Annotated in this window: 18 protein-coding genes; 16 read left to right on the top strand and 2 right to left on the bottom strand. The window is 60.4% G+C overall.

Going from position 1 to position 22673, the window contains the following annotated elements:
• Nucleotides 1-38: 38 nt before the first annotated feature.
• The 6 genes from NDI87_RS00265 to NDI87_RS00240 all read left to right on the top strand — a co-directional run bounded on the left by NDI87_RS00265 (nucleotide 39) and on the right by NDI87_RS00240 (nucleotide 5770).
• Nucleotides 39-1328, top strand: a complete 1290-nt coding sequence (locus NDI87_RS00265; protein WP_296272700.1) for a replication-associated recombination protein A — start codon at nucleotides 39-41, stop codon at nucleotides 1326-1328.
• Between the two features lie 212 nt (nucleotides 1329-1540).
• A complete protein-coding gene (locus NDI87_RS00260) occupies nucleotides 1541-2470 on the top strand; it encodes a branched-chain amino acid ABC transporter permease (protein ID WP_296272699.1) in 930 nt (309 codons plus the stop codon).
• A gap of 11 nt (nucleotides 2471-2481) precedes the next feature.
• Nucleotides 2482-3567: an ABC transporter ATP-binding protein gene (locus NDI87_RS00255; protein ID WP_296272698.1), complete on the top strand. Its 1086-nt coding sequence runs from the start codon at nucleotides 2482-2484 to the stop codon at nucleotides 3565-3567.
• A 26-nt stretch (nucleotides 3568-3593) separates the two neighbouring features.
• Nucleotides 3594-4364 carry an ABC transporter ATP-binding protein gene (locus NDI87_RS00250; protein ID WP_296272697.1) on the top strand — a complete coding sequence of 257 codons (771 nt, stop codon included), beginning with the start codon at nucleotides 3594-3596 and terminating at the stop codon, nucleotides 4362-4364.
• Between the two features lies 1 nt (nucleotide 4365).
• Nucleotides 4366-5082 (top strand): ABC transporter ATP-binding protein, encoded by a 717-nt coding sequence (locus NDI87_RS00245; RefSeq protein WP_296272696.1) that lies wholly within the window; start codon nucleotides 4366-4368, stop codon nucleotides 5080-5082.
• 64 nt (nucleotides 5083-5146) lie between these two features.
• Nucleotides 5147-5770 carry a Crp/Fnr family transcriptional regulator gene (locus tag NDI87_RS00240; protein ID WP_296272695.1) on the top strand — a complete coding sequence of 208 codons (624 nt, stop codon included), beginning with the start codon at nucleotides 5147-5149 and terminating at the stop codon, nucleotides 5768-5770.
• 103 nt (nucleotides 5771-5873) lie between these two features.
• Here the strand turns inward: NDI87_RS00240 and xdhB are convergent, their stop codons facing one another.
• Both xdhB and xdhA read right to left on the bottom strand, forming a co-directional pair.
• Nucleotides 5874-8186 (bottom strand): xanthine dehydrogenase molybdopterin binding subunit, encoded by a 2313-nt coding sequence (xdhB, locus tag NDI87_RS00235; protein WP_296272694.1) that lies wholly within the window; start codon nucleotides 8184-8186, stop codon nucleotides 5874-5876.
• Entirely contained in the window at nucleotides 8183-9649 is a 1467-nt protein-coding gene (gene xdhA / locus NDI87_RS00230; protein WP_296272693.1) for a xanthine dehydrogenase small subunit, read from the bottom strand. The genes xdhB and xdhA overlap by 4 nt, the downstream gene beginning before the upstream one ends.
• 149 nt (nucleotides 9650-9798) lie before the next feature.
• Between xdhA and NDI87_RS00225 the strand changes: the two genes are divergently transcribed.
• The 10 genes from NDI87_RS00225 (at nucleotide 9799) to guaD (ending at nucleotide 22572) form a co-directional block, all read left to right on the top strand.
• Nucleotides 9799-11361, top strand: coding sequence for an ABC transporter ATP-binding protein (locus tag NDI87_RS00225; RefSeq protein WP_296272692.1), 1563 nt, complete (start codon nucleotides 9799-9801; stop codon nucleotides 11359-11361).
• Nucleotides 11348-12403, top strand: a complete 1056-nt coding sequence (locus tag NDI87_RS00220) for an ABC transporter permease (RefSeq protein ID WP_296272691.1) — start codon at nucleotides 11348-11350, stop codon at nucleotides 12401-12403. Before NDI87_RS00225 ends, NDI87_RS00220 begins: the two co-directional genes overlap by 14 nt.
• A complete protein-coding gene (locus tag NDI87_RS00215; RefSeq protein ID WP_296272690.1) occupies nucleotides 12403-13323 on the top strand; it encodes an ABC transporter permease in 921 nt (306 codons plus the stop codon). The genes NDI87_RS00220 and NDI87_RS00215 overlap by 1 nt, the downstream gene beginning before the upstream one ends.
• Nucleotides 13324-13386: 63 nt before the next feature.
• Nucleotides 13387-14547 carry a BMP family ABC transporter substrate-binding protein gene (locus NDI87_RS00210; protein WP_296272689.1) on the top strand — a complete coding sequence of 387 codons (1161 nt, stop codon included), beginning with the start codon at nucleotides 13387-13389 and terminating at the stop codon, nucleotides 14545-14547.
• Nucleotides 14548-14854: 307 nt separating this feature from the next.
• Nucleotides 14855-16246, top strand: coding sequence for a HAMP domain-containing sensor histidine kinase (locus NDI87_RS00205; protein ID WP_296272688.1), 1392 nt, complete (start codon nucleotides 14855-14857; stop codon nucleotides 16244-16246).
• Nucleotides 16243-17616: a sigma-54 dependent transcriptional regulator gene (locus NDI87_RS00200; RefSeq protein ID WP_296272687.1), complete on the top strand. Its 1374-nt coding sequence runs from the start codon at nucleotides 16243-16245 to the stop codon at nucleotides 17614-17616. The genes NDI87_RS00205 and NDI87_RS00200 overlap by 4 nt, the downstream gene beginning before the upstream one ends.
• A 204-nt stretch (nucleotides 17617-17820) precedes the next feature.
• Nucleotides 17821-18894 carry an ethylbenzene dehydrogenase-related protein gene (locus NDI87_RS00195; RefSeq protein WP_296272686.1) on the top strand — a complete coding sequence of 358 codons (1074 nt, stop codon included), beginning with the start codon at nucleotides 17821-17823 and terminating at the stop codon, nucleotides 18892-18894.
• Between the two features lie 83 nt (nucleotides 18895-18977).
• Nucleotides 18978-19763, top strand: a complete 786-nt coding sequence (locus NDI87_RS00190; protein ID WP_296272685.1) for a TSUP family transporter — start codon at nucleotides 18978-18980, stop codon at nucleotides 19761-19763.
• Nucleotides 19764-20162: 399 nt separating this feature from the next.
• The gene (locus NDI87_RS00185; protein WP_296272684.1) at nucleotides 20163-21203 is read left to right on the top strand and encodes an adenosine deaminase; all 1041 of its coding nucleotides are present in this window, start codon (nucleotides 20163-20165) and stop codon (nucleotides 21201-21203) included.
• Between the two features lie 46 nt (nucleotides 21204-21249).
• Entirely contained in the window at nucleotides 21250-22572 is a 1323-nt protein-coding gene (gene guaD / locus NDI87_RS00180) for a guanine deaminase (RefSeq protein WP_296272683.1), read from the top strand.
• Nucleotides 22573-22673 lie beyond the last annotated feature (101 nt).

The following is a 22673-nucleotide window of genomic DNA, read 5'->3' as shown; positions in this document are numbered from 1 at the left end:
GTTATTCCAAGACGTCGACGCAGTCACAATATTGTTGTATGAACCATCCCGCGTCCAACCCTTCCCCTCTGGCCGAGCGCCTGCGCCCCAAAACCCTCAGCGAAGTTGTGGGCCAGCAACATTTGCTGGGCGAGGGCATGGCCTTGCGCCTGGCGTTCGAGTCCGGCCAGCCGCACAGCTGCATTTTCTGGGGGCCACCGGGCACCGGCAAAACCACCATCGCGCGTCTCATGGCGAGTGCGTTTGACGCACAGTTCATCACCATCAGCGCGGTGCTCGGCGGCGTCAAGGACATTCGGGAAGCGGTCGAAAAAGCGCAACTGGCACAGCAACAGGGACGGCGCACGCTGGTGTTTGTTGACGAGGTGCACCGCTTCAACAAGGGGCAACAGGATGCTTTTTTGCCGCATGTGGAAAGCGGCCTGTTCACCTTCATCGGGGCTACCACCGAGAACCCGTCGTTTGAGGTGAACTCGGCCCTGTTGTCACGTGCGGCGGTCTACGTGTTGCAGCCTTTGACGGCTGAGGACCTGAAGCAAATTGTGGCTTCGGCCCAGGCGCTGCAGGTGGTGCCGGAAATCGAACCCAAGGCGATCGACCGCCTGGTGGCCTATGCCGATGGGGATGCGCGCCGGCTGCTCAACACGCTCGAAACGCTGGCGGTGTCAGCCACGCAGGAAAAGCGTGCCGAGATCACCGACGTGTGGCTGCTCAAGGTGCTGGGTGAGCGTATGCGTCGTTATGACAAGGGTGGCGAGCAGTTTTACGACACCATCTCGGCCTTGCACAAAAGCGTGCGCGGCTCCGACCCCGATGCCGCACTGTATTGGCTGGTGCGCATGCTCGACGGCGGCGCCGACCCGCGCTACCTGGCGCGCCGCCTGATCCGCATGGCCAGCGAGGACATTGGTCTGGCCGACCCGCGTGCGTTGCGTCTGGCGCTCGATGCGGCCGAGGTCTACGAGCGCCTGGGCACGCCCGAGGGCGAACTGGCTCTCGCAGAGTGCGTGATCTACCTGGCGGTGGCCCCCAAATCCAATGCTGTCTACAAGGCGTTCAATGAAGCCAAGGCTTTTGTCAAGCAGGATGGCACGCGTCCAGTGCCCATGCACCTGCGCAATGCACCCACCAAGTTGATGAAAGAACTGGACTATGGCAAAGGCTACCGCTACGCGCACGATGAAGCCGATGCCTTTGCGGCGGGCGAGCGTTATTTGCCTGAGGGCATGGCCGCGCCTGGTTTTTACAAGCCGGTACAGCGCGGGCTTGAGATCAAGATTGCCGACAAACTGCGTGCCCTTGAAGAGCGCAATCGGCAAGCGCGCTAAGCTGGCATTGGTCTTGCATGCAAGCCGATAGTGCAAGGGTTTACCCGGATTGAATTGCACCTTTATGGGGAGGTCTCATGGCTACAATCCTGCCACTCAAACACGTCGTTGGAAGCTTGCTGCCAACACACCGGCAAGGCTCATAAGGCTGCATAACGCGTCAGCAACCCTGTTGACACCTCAACCGGCCAAAAATCGGAGAAAAAACAAGTATGGAAACCTTGATCCAGCAGATCATCAATGGTCTGGTGTTGGGCAGCATGTATGCGTTGGTGGCCTTGGGCTACACCATGGTGTACGGCATCATTGGCCTGATCAACTTCGCCCACGGCGAGGTCCTCATGGTGGGAGCGCTGACCAGCTGGACCATCATCGGTTTGATGCAGGAGGCCATGCCCGGCGCACCGGGCTGGATCATCCTGCTGATTGCGATGGTCATTGCCTGCATCGTGGCGGCCACGCTCAACTTCACGATCGAAAAAGTGGCTTACCGACCACTGCGCAACAGCCCGCGCCTGGCGCCGCTGATCACTGCCATCGGCATGTCGATCTTTCTGCAAACGATGGCCATGATCATCTGGAAGCCCAATTACAAACCGTATCCGAACTTGATCGGCGGCACGCCCTATGAGATTGGTGGCGCGGTGATTTCGGTCACGCAGGTACTGATTCTGGGGGTCACTGCCTGTGCCCTTGCCACCCTGATGTGGCTCGTCAATTACACCAAATTGGGGCGCGCCATGCGGGCTACCGCTGAAAACCCCCGCGTGGCGGCGCTCATGGGGGTCAAGCCCGACCTGGTGATTTCGGCCACTTTTGTGATCGGTGCCGTGCTGGCGGCCATTGCCGGCATCATGTGGGCGGCCAATTACGGCACGGTGCAGCACACCATGGGTTTCCTGCCAGGACTCAAGGCTTTTACCGCAGCCGTTTTTGGTGGCATTGGCAACCTGGCCGGCGCCGTGGTGGGCGGCATTTTGCTGGGCCTGATCGAATCGCTGGGGGCAGGCTACATCGGCATGCTCACAGGGGGTGTGCTGGGCAGCCACTACTCGGATATTTTTGCGTTTGTGGTACTGATCATCGTGCTCACACTAAGACCCTCAGGCTTGCTGGGTGAGCGGGTGGCTGACAGGGCGTAAGGAGACAGAGCATGAAACAACAAAAACAGATCATCGTATTTTTGCTGGCGGCCCTTGGTTTGCTGGTGCTGCCGCTGTTGCTGCAAGGGTTTGGCAATGCCTGGGTGCGCATTGCCGACATGGCCCTGCTGTATGTGCTGCTGGCACTGGGGCTGAACATTGTGGTGGGTTACGCCGGCTTGCTCGACCTGGGTTACGTGGCCTTTTTTGCCATTGGCGCTTATATGTATGCGTTGCTGGCCTCGCCGCACCTGATTGATACCTTTCCTGCCATTGCCGCCATGTTCCCCGATGGCCTGCATTTGCCGATCTGGCTGGTGATCCCCGCGGCGGCCGGCCTGGCTGGCCTGCTGGGTGTGTTGCTGGGCGCACCCACCTTGCGCTTACGCGGTGATTACCTGGCCATTGTGACGCTGGGCTTTGGTGAAATCATTCGCGTCTTCATGAACAACCTGGACCATCCTGTCAACATCACCAACGGCCCCAAGGGCCTGGGCCAGATTGACGCCTTGAGCTTTTTTGGTCTCAGCATGGGCAAAAAGGTGGAGGTGTTTGGGTTTCAGCTGGCATCTGTCTCGCTCTACTACTACCTGTTTTTGGCGTTGGTGGTGGTGAGTGTCATCATTTCGCACCGCCTGCAACTTTCGCGCGTGGGACGTGCCTGGATGGCCATTCGCGAGGACGAGATTGCGGCCAAGGCCATGGGCATCAACACGCGCAACCTGAAATTGCTGGCGTTTGGCATGGGTGCCACGTTTGGCGGTGTCTCCGGCGCCATGTTTGCCTCGTTCCAGGGCTTTATTTCGCCTGAGTCATTTGCCTTGATGGAGTCCATCATGATTGTGGCGATGGTGGTGCTGGGTGGCATTGGTCACCTGCCTGGTGTGATTCTGGGGGCGGTGGCGCTGTCCGCCTTGCCCGAGGTGCTGCGCTATGTGGCCGGGCCGTTGCAAAACATGACCGGCGGCCGTCTTGACGCGTCCATCCTGCGTCAGTTGCTGATTGCGCTGGCCATGATCATTGTGATGTTGTTGCGTCCGCGTGGTTTGTGGCCGTCACCCGAGCACGGCAAATCCCTGCAAACCACCAAGTCCTGACGCGACCCTACCCAAGAAGAAATGACATGACAGACACCGTACTCAACGTTGCCGGCGTATCCAAACGCTTCGGCGGCCTGCAGGCCTTGAGCGATGTGGGCATCCAGATCAGGCGTGGCCAGGTCTATGGCCTGATTGGTCCCAATGGCGCTGGCAAAACCACGTTTTTCAATGTGCTCACCGGTTTGTACACCCCGGACACTGGCACTTTCGAGCTGGCCGGCAAGCCCTACCAGCCCACCGCCGTGCACGAAGTGGCCAAGGCCGGTATTGCCCGCACCTTCCAGAATATTCGCCTGTTTGCCGAAATGACGGCGCTTGAGAATGTCATGGTGGGACGCCATGTGCGCACCCGTTCCGGTTTGCTCGGCGCGGTGTTTCGCACACCCGGTTTCAAGTCTGAAGAAGCGGCCATAGCCAAGCGCGCCCAGGAGTTGCTGGACTACGTGGGCATTGGCAGCCTGGCCGACTACAAGGCCCGAACCCTGAGTTATGGCGACCAGCGGCGTCTGGAAATTGCCCGTGCCCTGGCCACTGACCCGCAACTGATTGCCCTGGACGAACCCGCCGCCGGCATGAACAGCACCGAAAAAGTGATGCTGCGCGAGCTGATCGACAAAATCCGCAACGACAACCGCACCATTTTGCTGATCGAGCACGACGTCAAACTGGTCATGGGCCTGTGTGATCGCGTCACGGTGCTCGACTACGGCAAGCAGATAGCCGAGGGCACGCCGGCCGATGTGCAGCGCAACGAAAAAGTGATTGAAGCTTATCTGGGCACCGGAGGACACTGACATGGCCGAAGTATTATTAAAAGTCAAAGGCCTCAAAGTGGCTTACGGCGGCATTCAGGCCGTCAAGGGTGTTGATTTTGAGGTCTGCGAAGGCGAACTGGTGTCGCTCATCGGCTCCAACGGGGCGGGCAAAACCACCTCCATGAAAGCCATCACCGGTTCACTGCCCATCAACGATGGCGACATCGAGTACCTGGGCAAAAGCATTCGCGGTCAGGGCCCCTGGGATCTGGTCAAGCAGGGGCTGGCCATGGTGCCCGAAGGTCGCGGCGTCTTTACCCGCATGACGATCATCGAAAACCTGCAGATGGGGGCTTACATTCGCAACGACCAGGCCGAAATTCTGCAGGACATTGACAGGGTGTTCACCACCTTCCCGCGCCTCAAGGAGCGCCGTGACCAGTTGGCCGGCACCATGAGCGGCGGTGAGCAGCAAATGCTGGCCATGGGCCGGGCGCTGATGAGCCGCCCCAAGGTGTTGCTGCTCGACGAACCCTCCATGGGCCTGTCACCGATCATGGTCGACAAGATCTTTGACGTGGTGCGCGAGGTCTATGCACAGGGCGTCACGATCCTGCTGGTGGAGCAAAACGCAAGCCGTGCCCTGGCCATTGCCGACCGTGGTTATGTCATGGATTCGGGCCTGATCACCATGACCGGTGACGCCAAAACCATGTTGCATGATCCCAAGGTGCGGGCGGCTTATCTGGGTGAATAAGTTTTTTCATATTCATTGATATTGCTCAAGATTTAGACCGGGCAGGCGCTGCAAAGTAGCGCTTATGTTTACCGTCAACACCATCGATCCCAGTGCCCAGACCCAAAATGTTGCCCGCGGACAGCTTCTGCTGCAACGCGGTGTCAAGCCAGTCTGGGTCAGTTACATCGAATCCGGACGTGTCGCACTGGGCGTGTTGGCGGATGGTTTGATGGAGCATCAGATCGGCGTGCTGGAAGGTCCCTGCTGGCTCGATGCCAGCTCGGCCGTGCTCAATATGTCGCACCTGGTGGATGCGTTGGCCGATACCCCGGTCGAATTGCGCCAGGTCAGCATGGACGATTTCAGCAAAGGCATTGCCGACCTGCCCGAAGCCGCCCAGGCCGTGCTGACCGACGTGGCCATGGCACACCGTCACCAAACCGAGTTTGCCGTGAGTCGCCTGGCCAAGGATGCCGAGGCGCGCTGTGCCGAGTGGCTGCTCAGTCATGCCCAGTCCGGCGCCCAGGGCCAGATGGCGGTTGAACTGCATCAGCGCAAGCGCAGCATTGCCGTGCAACTGGGCATTGCCCCCGAAACTTTCTCGCGCGTGCTGCGCCACCTGCGCGAGCAAAGCCTGATCAGCGGCTCCGGCCGTGTGCTCAAACTGGTCAACCCCAACGCCCTGCGCTCGCTGGCCGGCGTCTGAGACTTTGCGGGTCAGACCACTCGCACAGCGACGTGCTCTGACCCCAACTAACCTGAGCTTTTGCGGGTCAGACCACTCGCGAAGCGATGTGCTCTGACCCCAACTAATTAGATTGCAGCGCCCACAACACCCGTTCTGCCGTCGCCGGTGCATTCAATTGCACCGCCTGCCCGTCGCCGCGCGCCTGGGCCACCGCCTCGCGCAGCGCCTCAAACACGCTGATGGCCAGCATCAACGGCGGTTCGCCCACGGCTTTGGAGCCAAACACGTTGTCCTCGGGGTTGGGCTCGGGCCATAAATCGATTCTGAAATGGCTGGGCACATCGCCGGCGGTGGGGATTTTGTAAGTGCTGGGCGCGTGCGTGCTCAGCAGGCCCTGCTCGTTCCACACCAGTTCCTCGGAGGTGAGCCAGCCCATGCCTTGCACAAAGCCGCCTTCAATCTGCCCGATGTCGATGGCCGGGTTGATGGATCGGCCCACGTCGTGCAGGATGTCCACTTGCAACACGCGGCTCTCGCCGGTGAGGGTGTCGATGGCCACCTCGGTGCACGCCGCGCCATAGGCAAAGTAGTAAAACGGCCGCCCGGTCAGGGTGGTTTTGTCATAGTGGATTTTGGGGGTGCGGTAAAAACCGTCGCTCCAGAGCTGGATGCGGTTGGCGTAAGCCTGCGCCACCACGTCGGTAAAGCTGCGCGTGGCTTGGGGCGTGATCACCTGGCCGGCGGCAAACTGTACCGCACCGGCGCCGACACCGTCGAGGCCGCAGACAAAGGCTGCCAGGTTGTCGCGAATATGGCGCGCGGCAAATTGGGCGGCGCGGCCATTGAGGTCGGTGCCGGCCGAGGCGGCAGTAGCCGAGGCGTTGGGGATTTTGCCGGTGTCGCTGGCGCTCACCCGCACGCGAGTCAGCGGCACACCCAACTCGTCGGCCACGATCTGTGCCACCTTGGTGTGCAGGCCTTGCCCCATTTCGGTGCCGCCGTGGTTGACCGAGACGCTGCCGTCCAGATAGACATGCACCAAAGCGCCCGCCTGGTTGAACAGCGTGGCGGTAAAGCTGATGCCAAATTTGACCGGCGTCAGGGCGATGCCGCGCTTGATGACCGTATGACCGACATTCCATGAGGCGATGGCAGCCCGGCGCTGCTGGTAGTTGGCAGAACGTTCCAGCGTTGACAACAAGGGCTGCAGGATGTTGCCCTCGACCTGCATGCCGTAATGCGTGGTGTTGCGTTCTGCCTCATCGCTGTACAGGTTGCGCCGTCGCACAGCGAGCGGGTCCAGCCCCAGATGGCGCGCGATGTTGCCCAGGATGGCCTCGGTGACGATCATGCCTTGCGGCCCGCCAAAGCCACGAAACGCGGTGTGGCTCTGGGTGTTGATCTTGCAGCGGTACGAGATGATCTCGACGTCTTGCAAAAAGTAGGCGTTGTCGACATGAAAAATGGCCCGGTCCGCAACCGGGCCCGACAAATCAGCGCTGAAGCCGCAATGCGCCAGCATTTGCAACTGCAGGCCGCAGAGCCTGCCACTGTCGTCAAAACCCACACGGTAGTCGTAGCTGAAGGGATGACGCTTGCCGGTGATCATGAAGTCATCATCGCGATCCAGCCGCAGCTTCACCGGTCGCCGCAACTTGTGTGCCGCCAGTGCCGCCCACACCGCGACATGGCCTGCCTGCGTTTCCTTGCCGCCAAAACCGCCACCCATGCGCCGGCACTGCACCGTGACCGCATGGTTGTCCAGGCCAAGCGCATGAGCCACCCAGTGCTGCACCTCGCCGGGATGCTGCGTGCTGCTGTGGATGAGCCACTGGTTTTGTTCTTGTGGCAGCGCGTAAGCCACCTGGCCTTCCAGATAAAAGTGCTCCTGGCCGCCGACTTCGAGCGTGCCTTGCAGGGTGTGCGGTGCGCGCGCCAGGGCCTGGGCCGCTTCGCCCCGGCGCACCGTGACGGGCGGCAGCACAAAACTTTGCGCTGCCAGGGCCGCGCGCACGTCCAGGATGGCGGGCAGGGGCTCAATTTGGGGCATCACCAGGCGCGTTGCGCGGCGCGCCAGCATCACGCTGTCGGCCACCACCAGGCCAATGACCTGGCCCACATGCTGAACAGTGTCTAGCGCCAACACGGGCTCATCGCCGGCAAAGGCGGCCAGCACCTTGCTGCCCGGCACATCGGCGGCTAGCAGCACGGCGTGCACACCGGGCAGCGCCAGCGCGGCCTGCGTGTCCACGCCCAGCAGCTTGCCGTGCGCTACCCTGGACAGCACCGGGGCGGCGTACAACGTGCCGCGCAGCTCCGGGATGTCGTCGATGTAGGTCGCGGCTCCGGCAATATGTGCGGCGGCGCTTTCGTGTGGATGGGGCTGGCCGCTGGCCAAAAAGGGTTCAGCGCCTGCGGGAAAGGGAGCGTTCATGCCTGTTCTCCTTCCAGGCTCAAGCTTGCCAGGCTGATGTCAGGCACGCCTTGGCTTTCGAGCCAGAAACGTTCCATCAGCCCATCGAGCAACTGCACGCGGTAGGCGGCACTGGCGCGCATGTCCGAGATCGGTTGAAACTCGCTGCGCAAACTGGCTTTGGCCAGCGTGATTGTGTCTTGTGTCCAGGCCTGCCCGGTAAGCACCGCCTCGGTTTGCACGGCGCGCACCGGCGTGGCCGCGACGCCGCCGACGCCGATCGAGGCCTGTGTGACGCGTCCGTCGTTCAGCTGTACGCTGATCGCCAGACACACCGCAGAAATGTCGTCCTCCATGCGTTTGGAGACCTTGAAAACGTGCAGCAATTCACCAGGCTGGGGTCTTGGCACGCGGATCCAGGCCAGCACTTCGTCTGCCGCCATGACATTCTTGCGATAGCCGATGTACAGCGCTTCCAGCGGCAGTTCGCGCTGGCCGCGCACGCGCATCAGCACCACGCTGGCGTTCAGGGCGATCAGCAGCGGCATGCTGTCGCCAATCGGCGAGCCGTTGGCGATATTGCCGCCCAGGGTGCCGGCATGGCGCACCGGCAAGCCGGCAAAGCGGTTGAAAAAATTGTGCAGTTGCGGCCGATCCAACTCCAGCGCGGCAAAGGCGTCGTTCAGGTTGACCGCCGCACCGATGACGGTGTGGCCGTCCTGAACTTCGATGGTCTTGAGCTCGGCCACGCGCGTGAGATCGAGCACCTGCGCAAAATTCATGTGCAGCTTGTTGATCCACAAGCCGACATCGGTGCAACCGGCCACCAACTGGGCCTGCGGCCGGGCGGCACGGGCGGCCAGCAGCGCGCCCAGGCGGGTCGGCGCGTCGTAGGAAAGCCCTGCGGCCTGCTCCCTATTGGCGGGCGCGATGGCGGCTAATTGCTGGCGCAGGCGCGCCTCGTCCATAGGCACCCGGGGCAGGGTGGTCATCGCTTGTGCTGCGTCCAGAATGGGCCGGTAGCCGGTGCAGCGGCACAGGTTGCCCGACAGCGCCTCCTGCGCTTGGGCGCGGCTGACCGGCTGGTCTTTCAGCACCGTGTTCTGGTACAGGCCAAACAGGCTCATTGCAAAGCCGGGCGTGCAAAAACCGCACTGGCTGGCGTGGCACTGGTGCAGTGCTTGCTGCACGGGGTGCGCTGTGCCATCGGCCGCGGCCAGGTCGGCGGCGGTCCATAGCGCCATGCCATGGATGGCATGCGCCAGTTTGATGCAACTGTTGACGGCGTTGTAATGCAACTGCCCGCCTTGTAACTCAGCCTGCACCACGGTGCAGGCGCCACAGTCGCCTTCGTTACAGCCTTCCTTGGTGGCGCTGTGGCCGAGGTCTTCGCGCAGCAGTTGCAGCAGTGTGCGGGTGGGCGGGACATGCTGCAGCGTGACAATCTCGCCGCGCCAGACAAATTGCAGGAGGGGTGGGTTCATGAAGGCGCTCACAATGAAGAGTTTTGATGGTGATCCGTGGCACCACGGTCATAAGCATAGAGCAAATGTCGTACCCGATCATCACGAATCCAGATTTCAGGGCATTTTGCTGGTAAAAACAGTACCTAACTCAATTGACAAGTTTGCTCATGATCACGCCCCGTCTTCAACTGTCCGGCATCACCAAACGCTACCCCGGCGTGGTCGCCAACAGTGACGTGAGCCTGACGGTGATGCCCGGCGAGACCCACGCGGTGCTGGGCGAAAACGGCGCCGGCAAGTCGACCCTGATGAAAATCATTTACGGCGCCGTCAAGCCCGATGCCGGTGAGGTCCGGATCAACGGCCAGGTCATGCAGATTCGCAACCCCAAGGACGCGCGGGCCAACGGCATCAGCATGGTGTTTCAGCATTTCAATTTGTTCGACACCCTGACCGTGGCAGAAAACGTCTGGCTCGGCCTGGCGCGCAGTTCCCTGGATCAGGTCACCGCCAGCATCGTGGCCAAGGCGAATGAGTACGGACTCGACGTTGACCCGGCGCGCCCGGTGCATACCCTGAGCGTGGGCGAGATGCAGCGGGTGGAAATCATCCGTGCCCTGCTGACGCGCCCGGAGTTGCTGATTCTGGATGAGCCGACCTCGGTGCTGACCCCGCAGGCGGTAGACAAGCTTTTTGTGGTGTTGAAAAAACTGGCCAGCGAGGGCTGCAGCATCTTGTACATCAGCCACAAACTGCATGAAATACGCGAGCTGTGCAATGCCTGCACCGTGCTGCGCGGTGGCAAGGTCACCGGTGTCTGCAACCCGGCCGAGGAGTCCAATGCTTCCCTGTCGCGCATGATGATCGGCGCCGAGCCGCCGCAGCTGCAGCACCGTGCACAGCAGTCAGGTGCCGTGGTGCTTGACGTGAACGGGCTCACGCTGGCGCGTGAGGACCAGTTTGGCATGGACCTTGAGAATATTGGCCTGCAGGTGCGAGCCGGTGAGGTGGTGGGCATTGCCGGGGTTTCCGGCAACGGCCAAAAAGAGCTCATGTATGCCTTGTCGGGCGAAGACTGCCGTGCGCCCAAAGCCAGCATTCGCATGGGTGACACCGATGTCTCGGCCATGCATCCCGGGGGACGGCGCAAGTTGGGCCTGCACTTTGTACCTGAAGAGCGGCTCGGGCGCGGTGCTGTGCCGAACCTGAGCCTGGCGCACAACCTGCTGCTGACACGCACCGAATCCATTTCCATGCCCAAATTTGCTGGCGGCTGGATCAAGCCGCGGGCGCTGGAGCAACACGCGGCAAAGCTCATCCAGGCGTTCAATGTCAAGGCCGCTGGTCCGCGCGCGCTGGCGCGTTCGCTCTCGGGCGGCAATCTGCAAAAATTCATTGTCGGCCGGGAGATTGACGCCCAGCCCAGGCTGTTCATCGTTTCGCAACCGACCTGGGGTGTCGACGTGGGCGCGGCGGCCCAAATCCGGAGCGAAATCCTGGCGCTGCGCGACGCCGGTTGCGCGGTGCTGATGGTCAGTGAGGAACTCGAGGAGCTGTTCGAGGTGAGTGACCGTCTGCATGTGATTGCCAAAGGTCGGTTGTCGCCCTCGGTGCCCATCGCAGAGGCCAGTATTGAGCGCATCGGGATCTGGATGAGCGGGCTTTGGGACGAAGAGCCGACGGTGCCTGCTTTCGCCGGCCAGTCAGGAGGATCCCATGCTCAAGCTTGAAGCGCGCCCCGAGCCTTCCCGGGCCTGGACCTATGGCTCGCCCCTGCTGGCGTTGCTGGTCACCGTGTTGATTGGCGCGCTGATGTTCTCGGCGCTGGGCAAAGACCCGCTCAAAGGGCTGGAGATGTTTTTCTGGCTGCCCGTTCACAACGCCTATGCCCTGGGCGAACTGCTGGTCAAGGCCACGCCGCTGTTGATCATTGCGCTGGGCCTGGCGGTGTGTTTCAGGTCGAATGTGTGGAACATTGGCGCCGAAGGCCAGTACATCATCGGGGCGATTTTTGCCGGCGGTATCGCACTGCTGGCCGATGCCGGCACCGGGCGCTGGATTGTGCTGCCCATTTTGCTGGCCGGGGTGCTTGGTGGCATGGTGTGGGCGAGCCTCACCGCGTTGTTGCGCGACCGCTTTCATGCCAACGAGATCCTTGTGAGCCTGATGCTGGTCTATGTGGCGGTGCAGTTGCTGAGTTATCTGGTGGGCGGGCCGTGGAAAGACCCGATGGGCTTCAACTTTCCGCAAAGCAAGACGTTTGAGGCGGTAACCCGTATCCCGCGTTTGTTCGAGGGTTCGCGCGTCAGCATTGGCGCGCTGCTGGCACTGCTCAGCGTGGCCGGGCTGTGGGTGTTCTTGTTTCGCACCCGTGCCGGGCTTGCCTTGCAGGTGGGTGGGCTGGCGCCGGCGGCGGCGCGCTACGCCGGCTTTTCTTCGCGCAAGGCGCTCTGGACGGCGCTGCTGATGTCGGGTGGCGCGGCGGGCTTGGCCGGTGCGCTGGAAGTGGCCGGGCCGATCGGCCAGCTCACGCCCTATGTGCCGGCGGGTTACGGTTTCGCCGCCATCATTGTGGCCTTTGTCGGCCGTCTGCACCCGGTCGGCATGGTGTTTTCTGCCATTTTGATGAGCATGTTCTATATCGGCGGTGAGCTGGCGCAGTCGCGCCTGGGGCTTACCAAGTCGCTCACCGGCGTGTTTCAAGGGCTGCTGTTGTTCAGCCTGCTGGCCTGTGACACCTTGGTCAATTACCGTCTGAAGTGGAGCAAGTGATGGAATCCTACGCCTTGCTGCTGGCCGCCACGCTCAATGCGGGCACGGTGCTGGCCATTGCCTCGCTGGGTCTGTTGATCAATGAAAAAGTGGGCATCGTCAATCTGGGCGCCGAAGGCATGATGCTGTGCGCGGCCATCGCCGGCTTTGCCACCGTGGTCACTACCGGAAGCGACGTTCTTGGCTTTGCGGCGGGCATGACGGTGGGCGCTGTGCTGGCGGCAATTTTTGGCGTGCTGGTGATCTGGCTCAACACCAACCAGTACGCCACCGGGCTGGCGCTCACCCTGTTTGGCACCGGCTTCTCGGCCTTTGTCGGAACGGGTTTTGTGCAGGCCCGAATTCCGGAGCGCGCCAGCTTCGCCATTCCTGGTCTGGCAGACATTCCCTGGATTGGACCGGCCCTGTTTCGCCACCACCCGCTGGTCTACCTGACGGTGCTGCTGGCCCTGCTGCTGATCTGGTTCATGTACCGCACCCGCAATGGCCTGGTAATGCGCAGCGTTGGCGAAAGCCCAGAGTCGGCCCATGCGCTGGGTTACCCGGTGCGCCTGATCCGGCTGCTGGCCGTGGTGGTGGGCGGTGCGCTGTGCGGCCTGGCCGGGGCTTATCTGGCCATCATTTACACGCCGCTGTGGGTGGAAGGCATGGTGGCCGGCAAGGGCTGGATTGCCCTGGCCTTGACGACCTTTGCCACCTGGCGCCCGGCCCGCGTGCTGCTGGGGGCCTATCTGTTTGGCGGTGTCACCATGCTGCAGTTTCACCTGCAGGGCGTTGGTGTCGATGTGCCGCCGCAGTTTTTGAGCATGCTGCCCTATCTGGCCACCATTCTTGTGCTGGCGCTGATCTCGCGCAAGCCGCAGTGGATTCGCATCAACATGCCCACCAGCCTGGGCAAGCCGTTTTACCCCGGGGCCTGAACTTTCAGGTTCATAATCCCATTTTTTCTCGCTGTCCAACCCGTCACTTGATAAGGAAAACACATGACTGATCTGCAAAAACGCTCGCTGCTCAAAGCGGCCGCACTCACCGCCGTGGCCGCTGCCGCGCTGGTGGGCTGCGGCAAGAAGGAAGAGCCCGCGCCTGCGCCCGCACCCGCGCCGGTGGCTGCGGAACCGGCCAAACCCGAGCCACTGAAAATTGCTTTTGCCTATGTCGGCCCGGTGGGTGACGGCGGCTGGACCTTTGCCCACGACAACGGTCGCAAGGCACTAGAAGCTGAGTTTGGCGACAAGATCAGCACGTCATTTGTCGAAAACGTGCCCGAATCGGCTGATGCCGAGCGCGTGTTGCGTGACATGGCGGGCCAGGGCAACAAGCTGATTTTTGGCACCACCTTCGGCTACATGGAACCCATGCTCAAGGTGGCCACTGACAACGCTGGCGTCAAGTTCGAGCATGCCACCGGCTACAAGCAGGCCGATAACATGCGCACCTACGACAGCCGCACCTATGAAGGCGCGTACATGGCGGGTGTGATCGCCGGCAAGATGACCAAATCCAACACGCTGGGCGTGGTCGGCTCCATCCCGATCCCCGAAGTCATCCGCAACATCAACGCCTTCACGCTCGGTGCACAGTCGAGCAACCCCAAGGTCAAAACCAAGGTGGTGTGGGTCAACGGCTGGTTCGACCCGCCAAAAGAAACCGAAGCCGCCACCAGCCTGATCAATGGCGGTGCTGACGTGCTGTTCCAGAACACCGACTCGCCCGCCGTGCTCAAGACCGCCGAAGCCAAGGGCAAACGTGCCTTCGGCTGGGACTCCGACATGACCGCCTACGGTCCCAAGGCCCATCTGGCCTCGGCCGTCATCAACTGGGGTCCGTACTACATCAAGGCCACCAAGGAAGCCCTGGACGGCAGCTGGAAAGCTGGCGCAGGCGCGCACTCCTGGTGGGGCGTGAAGGAAGGTGCGATCGACATCGTCTCGATGGCTGAAGACGTGCCCGCCGAGACCAAGGCCAAAGTCGAAGAGGTCAAGAAAGGCCTGGCAGACGGCAGCTTCGCCATCTGGAAAGGCCCGATTGTGGACAACACCGGCAAGGTGCAAATCGCCAAAGACACGGTGGCCGACGACAAGTTCCTCGGTGGCCTGAACTTCTACGTCAAGGGTGTTGAAGGCAAGGTGCCAGGCGCCAAGTAAGCCGGGTTTAAACCTCGATGCAAGCCGCCTTCGGGCGGCTTTTTTTCGGACTGCGTTCGGGGTGGATCGGCGGGGATGGGGTTGCTCACTAATCTGGGGGCACTGGAACAGTGGTGCCAACTACTGTTTCAGACCCGAGCGGCTGTAGCGATTTCTGATTCACCCCCCTCTAAACTAGCCATTGGCAGTTCGATCCGGCAAAGGTGGCAATCAAGCCTACTGCCGCTGAATTGGTCAACAAACTATCAAAAGTGACTGCACTATCATCCGGCTGAACCAACATCGACAGTTAACAGGAAATCTGAAATTGAAAATATCAAGCCCGCCCCGATTGTTCGCAGCCATCAGTTTCTTGATGATCATTGCGATGGTGGTCGGGACCGGACTCATTCAGGCGCCCTTTTTTCGGCAATCGATCATCGACCGCGAAGCGGCCATCGTGCAGGACCTGGTCTATGCACTGACGGTCGATCAGGATGTATCGGCATCGGACATGCACAACTACACGGACGGGCAAGCCCGACTGCGCTTCGAGCGAGCCTTCAAGACCCTGGTAAATTTGCCGGATACCGCCCGCATCAAGGTGTTCAACCGGGACGGCACCATCATCTGGTCAGATGACCCCAGTCTGGTGGGTACACGGCTCACGGGTCATCCGGAACGTCTGGCGCGCGCAATGCAGGGGAAGGTGCAAGCCGTCTTCAATGCGGCGATGAACAAGTTTGACACCAGCGAGCAAAGCCAGAATTCCGACGGGACCATTGAATGCTATGTGCCTATTTTTTCTCACACCACCACACAATCGGAGACCCAAGTCATTGGCGTCCTGTCCTTGTATCTCAACCCCCATGAATTGAACCAGACCATCAAGAACGGCCTGTATTTGCTGTGGACAGTGATTGGAGGCGGCGGGCTGATCCTGTTTCTGGCTCTGTACAAGGTGTTCAGCGTGGTGTACAGGCGCCAGCAAGTCGCCGAATCCGAGTTGAGCAAGCTGACGAGCGAGCACGAGCGCGTCGTGCAAATCGAGAAGATGTCGGCCATGGGTGAACTGGTGGGCGAAATTGCACACCAACTGAACAATCCGCTGGTTGGCGTGATCAACCTGAGCCAGCTGGCCGAACGTGAGATCAATGACCCGCAACGCGTGGCAGAACTGTTGGCCGAGGTGCGCAAAGCGGGCACCGAGTGCCGCGATATTGTTCAGCGAATCCTGCGCATCAACCAGATTTCGCGTTCCACCATGCTGCCCACCAACATCAAGGATCTGGTTCAGGACACCATCACCTTCTGCCACCAAAGTATTGATTTGCAACATGCGGTGGACTTCATAGCACCTGAACAGCCCGTCATGCTCAATGTTGACGCGGTACTCATGCGCCAGGCACTTTTCAACCTCATCCACAATGCCATCCTGTCCGCACCCGCTTTCCCCGTGCAAGTGGCGCTGACGCTGACCGAACGCGCGCACGTCGCTGGCGTTCTACTCAGCGTCACCGACAAAGGGCCAGGTTTCAGCCTTGAGACAGCCGCCAAGCTTTTCAAGCCTTTTTTTACCACTCGCTCGAACGGTACCGGACTGGGACTGTCCGTGGCGCAACACATCGCCATGAAACATGGTGGCGTGGTTCTTGCTGAGAATCTGCCAGAAGGTGGCGCCCGGTTCAGTATCTGGCTGCCCTTGGAGCCCACACCATGAAGTCCAAAATACTCCTTGTCGATGACGATCCGTTTACTCGCAAGCTCTTTGAAAACCTGTTCCGGCCTGGGGGTCCGATCGAGCTGGTGACCGCCGCCAGCGTGGCGCAAGCGCGCCAGGCGTTTGATCTGGGCGACTTTAATCTGGCGATCCTGGACCAGCGTCTGCCCGACGGTAACGGACTGGACTTGTTTGCCGAAATGCGCAAATTGCGGCCCCGCCAGACGGCCTTGATGATCACCGGCCATGCTGAAGTGCGCGATGCGATGCGGGCGGTTCGCGAAGGTCTGTTTGACTACCTGACCAAGCCGTTTGAAAATCTCGAAGAGCTTGAAGCCATCGTCGCCAAGGCACTGGAGATGGACCGGGCCTACCGCGAGATTGCCGACCTGAAGGAGATCCTCACCGCGCAATCGGGCGACCCCATCATCATCAGCCACTCCGTGGCGATGGAAAGATTGTTGGTGCAGATGCGCCAGGCCGCACCATTAGACACCACGGTTCTGGTGGAGGGTGAAAGCGGAACGGGCAAGGAGGTGATTGCCAAATTGCTGCACTCACTGAGTCCGCGCGCGCGTGGCCCCATGAAAGCCCTGAACTGCGGCGCGTTGTCGGAGTCGCTGATTGAAGCCGCCTTGTTTGGTTACGAAAAGGGCGCATTTACCGGTGCCGTGAAGACCACAGCGGGCTATTTTGAAGAAGCCGACAACGGCACGATTTTGCTGGACGAAATTGCTGACATGAGCCCCAAGCTGCAGGTCAGTTTGCTGCGCGTGTTGCAGGAGGGCACGTTTGTGCGCCTGGGCAGCACCGTGCAGCGGCCGTCCAATTTTCGTTTGATTTGTGCGACCAATAAACCCCTGGAGCAAGAAGTCGCTGCAGGACGGTTCCGCTCCGATCTGTACTACCGCATTAACGTGGTGCCTCTGCGGGTGCCGCCTTTGCGCGAACGCCGTGATGACATCTTGCCGCTGTGCCTGTTTTTTCTGAACCATTTCAACCGCAAGTTCAACAAGAACGCCGGTCCCTTGCAGGGCGATGCCATTGCCACGCTGGAAAACGCACACTGGGCCGGCAATGTGCGCGAACTCAAGCACACGATAGAGCGCGCGGTGGTGGTCAATGCGGGAGCGCCCATCGTGAGCGCCGACCTGGGTGTTTCCAGCCCTGCCGGGAGTGCCGTTGCCGCAACCATTCAAACCCAACTGCTGCCCTACCGCGAGGCGCGCCTGCTGTTTGAACGCGCCTATTTTGCCAATTTGATGCAGGCCGCCGATGGCAACGTGTCCGAGGCGTCGCGCATTTCTGGCGTTGCACGGCAAAACATTTACGGCCATCTGGAACGTACCGAGCTTGTCACAAAATCATGACACGTGTCATGATTTTGTGATGACAGGGGGACTTCTTCTTGCACCAGCCATGGGTGAAAACCGACAGTTTTAGCCATCAAATCCCTATTTTTTCTCTGTATTTCACCTGTTTTCGCTATGGCACGCAGTTTGCAAAGAGTTGATGAGCACCAAGGAATCCTGTGATTGCTTGGTTCTGATTTTTAACTCAACAAGGAAACCATCATGAAGAAGACTTCGCTGTTCACCGTTAGCGCCGTGACCCTTGCGGCGCTGGCCCTGTATGGCTGCCAATCGGTGCAGGACAAGGTATCGCCCGATTCCCTGGTCGCCACATTTACCAGCACAGCCCCCAATATGGCGGCCGGCGCAGCCGATCCGGTGTGGGCCAAGGCCAGACCGTTGTCGGCAACGCTGTCCGGCGGTGTCAACTTTGGCGCCAAGCCAGGTGCAAAAGGTGAAAGCAGCGTCACCCTGAAAGCCGCCTATACCAATGACATGCTGTACATGTTGGTCCAGTACAAGGACCCGACCAATTCGGTCCGCCGCGGCCCCTTCCAGAAGCAGGCGGACGGATCATGGCGCAAGCTCAGCGATCCGGCCAACAAGGGTGGCGACGACAACATGTACTACGAGGACAAGTGGGCCATGCTCTGGCCAACCAACGCGGCGACCGCCAATCAATTTGACAAGGAAGGCTGCGCCATGGCTTGCCACGAGGGGCAGACCAAGCCCTACGGCAACAAGTACACCAACCAGCCAGGCCAGTTGCTGGACATGTGGCACATGAAAGGCCAGCGCACAGGACCTTTGGGGTTTGTGGATGACCAGTACACCGACGACACACGTTATGACGCCAAAACCGCACCCAACGCCGGTCGCAAGGGCGACCCGGGGCCAGTTGGCGGCGAATACACCAATGTCGCGCTGGTGAACGGCAAGCCGGCATTCATGGGCCGCGAGGCCAAGGCCGCCAATGCTGGGGGTACTTACTTCATCAAGCGCGGTGACGAAGTGGCGTTTGACGACAGCAAATTCAAGGCTGGCGATGAAGTGGCTTCGATCATCATCAACCCGCTGACGGGTACCGACCGCGGTGACGTGCGCACGGTGAACACGTATGCCAATGGCATGCACACCTCGGTAGTCAGCCGCAAACTGGTGACCGGAAGCAAGTTTGACGTGCAGTTCGCCAACCTAGGTGCACGCTACGGATTTGGTTTTGCCGCGTTCGACAACGCACAGGTTCGCCACGCGACGTCGGATGATCCGATGTACCTGATGTTCGGCAAGAAATAAGTCTGCAGGTCAGCCCGGGGCACGCGTCCCGGGCTCTTGAACACAGGGCTGCCCCGGTTCGGGCGGCCCGCATGGGTTTCAGTATGGACATTCTGATCATCAGCGTCAGTGCGCTCGTCGCTTCCTGCTTGACCTTTTTTTCAGGTTTCGGGTTGGGTACCATCCTGACCCCTGTTTTTGCCTTGTTCTTCCCGGTGTCGGTTGCCATCGCCATGACGGCCGTGGTGCACCTCGCCAACAACCTTTTCAAGATCGGGTTGGTGGGGCGTGATGCACATTGGCCTACCGTTATTCGTTTTGCCTTGCCAGCAGGGTTAGCTGCCATCATTGGGGCGAGTCTGTTGGCCAGGATATCGGCACTTTTGCCGTGGGCAAGTTATGAATGGCTGGGCCGGACCCACGACATCACGCCAGTCAAAGTGTTGATAGGTGGCGTCATCACGATTTTTGCGCTGCTTGAACTCTCCCCCTCTTTTGCCCGGCTGGCCTTCCCCGCACGCTGGCTTGTGGCAGGCGGCTTGTTGTCTGGTTTTTTTGGCGGACTATCGGGTAACCAGGGTGCCCTGCGCTCCGCATTTCTCATCAAGCTGGGGCTTTCCAAAGAATCCTATGTTGGAACCGGCGCAGTTTGCACTGTTGTCGTGGACGTGGTTCGCATTGCCGTCTACGGCCTCACGCTACCAGCTGCTTTGGAGAGCGTGCGAAGCAGTCAATCGGGCGAACTGATGCTGGTGGCTATAGTGTCGGCCTTCCTGGGTTCCTATTTTGGCAAACGATTACTCAAACAAGTTACCTTGCGCACCGTCGAATTGATGGTCGCGGCCATGATGATTGCCATTGGTATCGGATTGGGATTTGGGTTGTTGTGAATTAAGCTGGTGAGCGTCACGGTATCAACGTCGCGTGTTTTACGCACAGAAACTCCGCGTGGTTATCTCAATGTCATTCACGTGTGTTTACAGATGCGCAAGGATTCGCAATGCCAAAGGCTGCCAATTTAACTTCAGCCGGGCTGCCTATAAGCGGGTACTCGTCGCTGACTCCTTACGCTGCAGCCCCGTCCTTCTCCCGAATTAAACTTGCTGTGTGAATCGATGCTGTCGGTAGCAGAGCTTGGGGTATGGGTTTCCGCCGATTTCTGGGCCTTTGACAGTATGAGGCGGGGGCCCATACCCCAAGCCCTGCCATCACGATCGTCACCCTGAAATCAAAGACCAGAAATACAAGTTCTGGCCAATAGCGCAGTCAAACCCAGTGATGAAATCACCATGAGACAAATCAAACCCGTTGTTTCGGAGCGCTTGCCCGAGCTGCTCCGGCGCATGCCCAAGGCCGAGCTGCACATGCACATCGAAGGCTCACTCGAGCCCGAACTGATGTTTGCGCTGGCGGCGCGCAATGGCTTGACCGTGCCCTATCCGGACGTGGCAGCGCTGCGCCGGGCCTATGTGTTCAACAACCTGCAGGAGTTTCTGGATGTCTACCACGCGGGCACGCTGGTGTTGCGCACCGAGCAGGACTTTTATGACATGTGCTGGGCCTACCTGGTGCGCGCGGCGGCAGACCATGTGCTGCACACCGAGATTTTTTTCGACACGCAAACCCACACCAGCCACGGCCTGAGTGCCGATGTCGTGATCAACGGCCTGCACCGGGCTTGTGCCGATGCCCAGGAACAACTGGGGATCAGTGCTTCGTTGATCCTGTGTTTCTTGCGCCATTTGTCCGAGCATGAGGCCTTCGAGGCACTGGAGCAGGCGCTGCCTTACCGCGACAAACTGGTCGGCATCGGTCTGGCATCCAGCGAGTTGGGCCATCCCCCGGAAAAATTCGCCAAAGTATTTGCCAGGGCGCGTGCCCTGGACTTCCGGCTGGTGGCGCACGCGGGCGAAGAAGGCCCGCCGGCCTACATCTGGAGCGCCCTGGACGTGCTCAAGGTGGAGCGCATCGACCACGGCGTGCAGGCCCTGCGCGACCCGGCGTTGGTGACGCGGCTGGCGTTTGAGCGCATTCCGCTCACGGTGTGCCCGCTGTCCAATCTGAAATTAAAGGTGTTCCCGACGCTGGCCCAACACAACCTGGGCCGCATGCTGCAAGCCGGGCTGGTGGCCACCGTCAACTCGGACGATCCAGCCTATTTTGGCGGCTACATCAATGAGAATTACACGCAGACTTTTGCCGCGCTGGGGTTGACGGCGCAACACGCCTACCAGTTGGCGCACAACAGTTTTGCCGCCAGTTTCATCGACGCATCAGCCAAGCAGGCGTTTCAGGACCGATTGGTGGAGGTGTTTGAGACCTTCGAGTGAATCCATGCTGTTCTGGCATTTCAAAGTTGGGTAAGCTCTACTGCCTATGAAAGCCTACCGCGCAGCCATTCTCCGCTTTGTCACTGACCTTGAACCACGCCATGCCGCTCTCTATGAAGAAGACGGCTTGCTGGTGGTGGGGCCCAATGCGCAGGGCCGGCAGGTGGTGCAGGCGGTCGGGCACTACCACGATCTGCGCACGCGTTTTCCTGACCTGGTGGTAACCCATTGGCCGGGTCGCATCATTGCACCTGGCTTTGTCGATTTGCACAGCCACTATCCGCAAACCAACGTCATCGGCTCGCCTGCCGAAGGCTTGCTGCCCTGGCTGGAAAAGTACACATTTCCCGAAGAAATGCGCTTCTCGTCGTCTAGCTACAGTACCCAGGCCGTGCAATTTTTCATTGAAGAGTTGCTGCGCCAGGGCGTGACCACCGCGCTCACCTTCGCCACCTCGCATCCGGTATCGGTGCAGGCGTTTTTTACCGAGGCGCAAAAACATCACATGCGCCTGATCACCGGTCTATGTTTGATGGATCGCCACGCGCCGCCTGATGTGCTGAACCAGCCGGCCGCGCAAGGCAGGCTTGACGCCACCGAGCAGAGTCTGCTGGACTCCGAGGCGCTGATCCGGCAATGGCATGGCGTTGACCGGCTCGGCTACGCCATCACGCCGCGCTTTGCGCCGAGCTGCACCGAGGCCCAGTTGCGCGGCGCGGGAGAGTTGGCCGCCAAATACCCTGACGTTTGGATCCAGTCGCATGTGGCCGAGAACAAGGCCGAGATTGCCTGGGCGCGGGCCTTGTTTCCGGCCTCGCGCAGCTACCTGGCCACCTATGCCGACTTCGGCCTGATGCGAGACCGCGCTATCTACGCCCACTGCATCCATTTTGACGACGATGACCGTGCCCTGATGCGGGACACTGGTGCGGCTGCCGCGGTTTGCCCGACCAGCAACCTGTTTCTGGGCAGTGGTTTTTTTGACTATGCTGGCGCTGACCGGGTCGGCTTGGAGTACGGGCTGGCCAGCGATGTCGGCGGCGGCACCAGTTTCAGCCCGTTTCACACCATGCTGGCCGCTTATTACGTGGGGCGGGAAGGGCAGACCAAACCGGGCTTGAGTTTGAGCCCGCAGCATGTGTGGTGGCAGTACACGGCTGGTGCCGCGCAGGCGCTCGGCCTGGATGGCGTGGTGGGCAATTTGCAGCCGGGTTGTGAGGCAGATTTTGTGGTGTTGAACCCGCAGGCCACCCCGCTGCTGGCGCGCAAAACGGCGCTGGCCAGCAATCTGGATGAATTGCTGTTTTCGATGATCGTGCTGGGCGATGACCGTCTGGTGGAACGAACGGTGATTTCGCAAGCCATTTAGGCGCGGCCGGCTCACATTGAGCCCATGCGCTTCATTTTTGTCGCCCAGGTGAAAACTTACTTTCCCAAAAGCCGACATAACGCAATCCCGGGCCGCTGTGT

Origin of the sequence: Rhodoferax sp. (assembly GCF_023701345.1) — a bacterium.
Lineage (GTDB): Bacteria > Pseudomonadota > Gammaproteobacteria > Burkholderiales > Burkholderiaceae_C > Rhodoferax.
Note: the sequence above shows the minus strand (reverse complement) of the source record. Positions and strands in the feature narration are given on the sequence as shown.

Bases quoted from the DNA above. Each gene is read 5' to 3' on its own strand.
- NDI87_RS00265 (WP_296272700.1), top strand. From the start codon at position 39: ATGAACCATCCCGCGTCCAACCCTTCCCCTCTGGCCGAGCGCCTGCGC.
- NDI87_RS00260 (WP_296272699.1), top strand. From the start codon at position 1,541: ATGGAAACCTTGATCCAGCAGATCATCAATGGTCTGGTGTTGGGCAGC.
- NDI87_RS00255 (WP_296272698.1), top strand. From the start codon at position 2,482: ATGAAACAACAAAAACAGATCATCGTATTTTTGCTGGCGGCCCTTGGT.
- NDI87_RS00250 (WP_296272697.1), top strand. From the start codon at position 3,594: ATGACAGACACCGTACTCAACGTTGCCGGCGTATCCAAACGCTTCGGC.
- NDI87_RS00245 (WP_296272696.1), top strand. From the start codon at position 4,366: ATGGCCGAAGTATTATTAAAAGTCAAAGGCCTCAAAGTGGCTTACGGC.
- NDI87_RS00240 (WP_296272695.1), top strand. From the start codon at position 5,147: ATGTTTACCGTCAACACCATCGATCCCAGTGCCCAGACCCAAAATGTT.
- xdhB (WP_296272694.1), bottom strand. From the start codon at position 8,186: ATGAACGCTCCCTTTCCCGCAGGCGCTGAACCCTTTTTGGCCAGCGGC.
- xdhA (WP_296272693.1), bottom strand. From the start codon at position 9,649: ATGAACCCACCCCTCCTGCAATTTGTCTGGCGCGGCGAGATTGTCACG.
- NDI87_RS00225 (WP_296272692.1), top strand. From the start codon at position 9,799: ATGATCACGCCCCGTCTTCAACTGTCCGGCATCACCAAACGCTACCCC.
- NDI87_RS00220 (WP_296272691.1), top strand. From the start codon at position 11,348: ATGCTCAAGCTTGAAGCGCGCCCCGAGCCTTCCCGGGCCTGGACCTAT.
- NDI87_RS00215 (WP_296272690.1), top strand. From the start codon at position 12,403: ATGGAATCCTACGCCTTGCTGCTGGCCGCCACGCTCAATGCGGGCACG.
- NDI87_RS00210 (WP_296272689.1), top strand. From the start codon at position 13,387: ATGACTGATCTGCAAAAACGCTCGCTGCTCAAAGCGGCCGCACTCACC.
- NDI87_RS00200 (WP_296272687.1), top strand. From the start codon at position 16,243: ATGAAGTCCAAAATACTCCTTGTCGATGACGATCCGTTTACTCGCAAG.
- NDI87_RS00195 (WP_296272686.1), top strand. From the start codon at position 17,821: ATGAAGAAGACTTCGCTGTTCACCGTTAGCGCCGTGACCCTTGCGGCG.
- NDI87_RS00190 (WP_296272685.1), top strand. From the start codon at position 18,978: ATGGACATTCTGATCATCAGCGTCAGTGCGCTCGTCGCTTCCTGCTTG.
- NDI87_RS00185 (WP_296272684.1), top strand. From the start codon at position 20,163: ATGAGACAAATCAAACCCGTTGTTTCGGAGCGCTTGCCCGAGCTGCTC.
- guaD (WP_296272683.1), top strand. From the start codon at position 21,250: ATGAAAGCCTACCGCGCAGCCATTCTCCGCTTTGTCACTGACCTTGAA.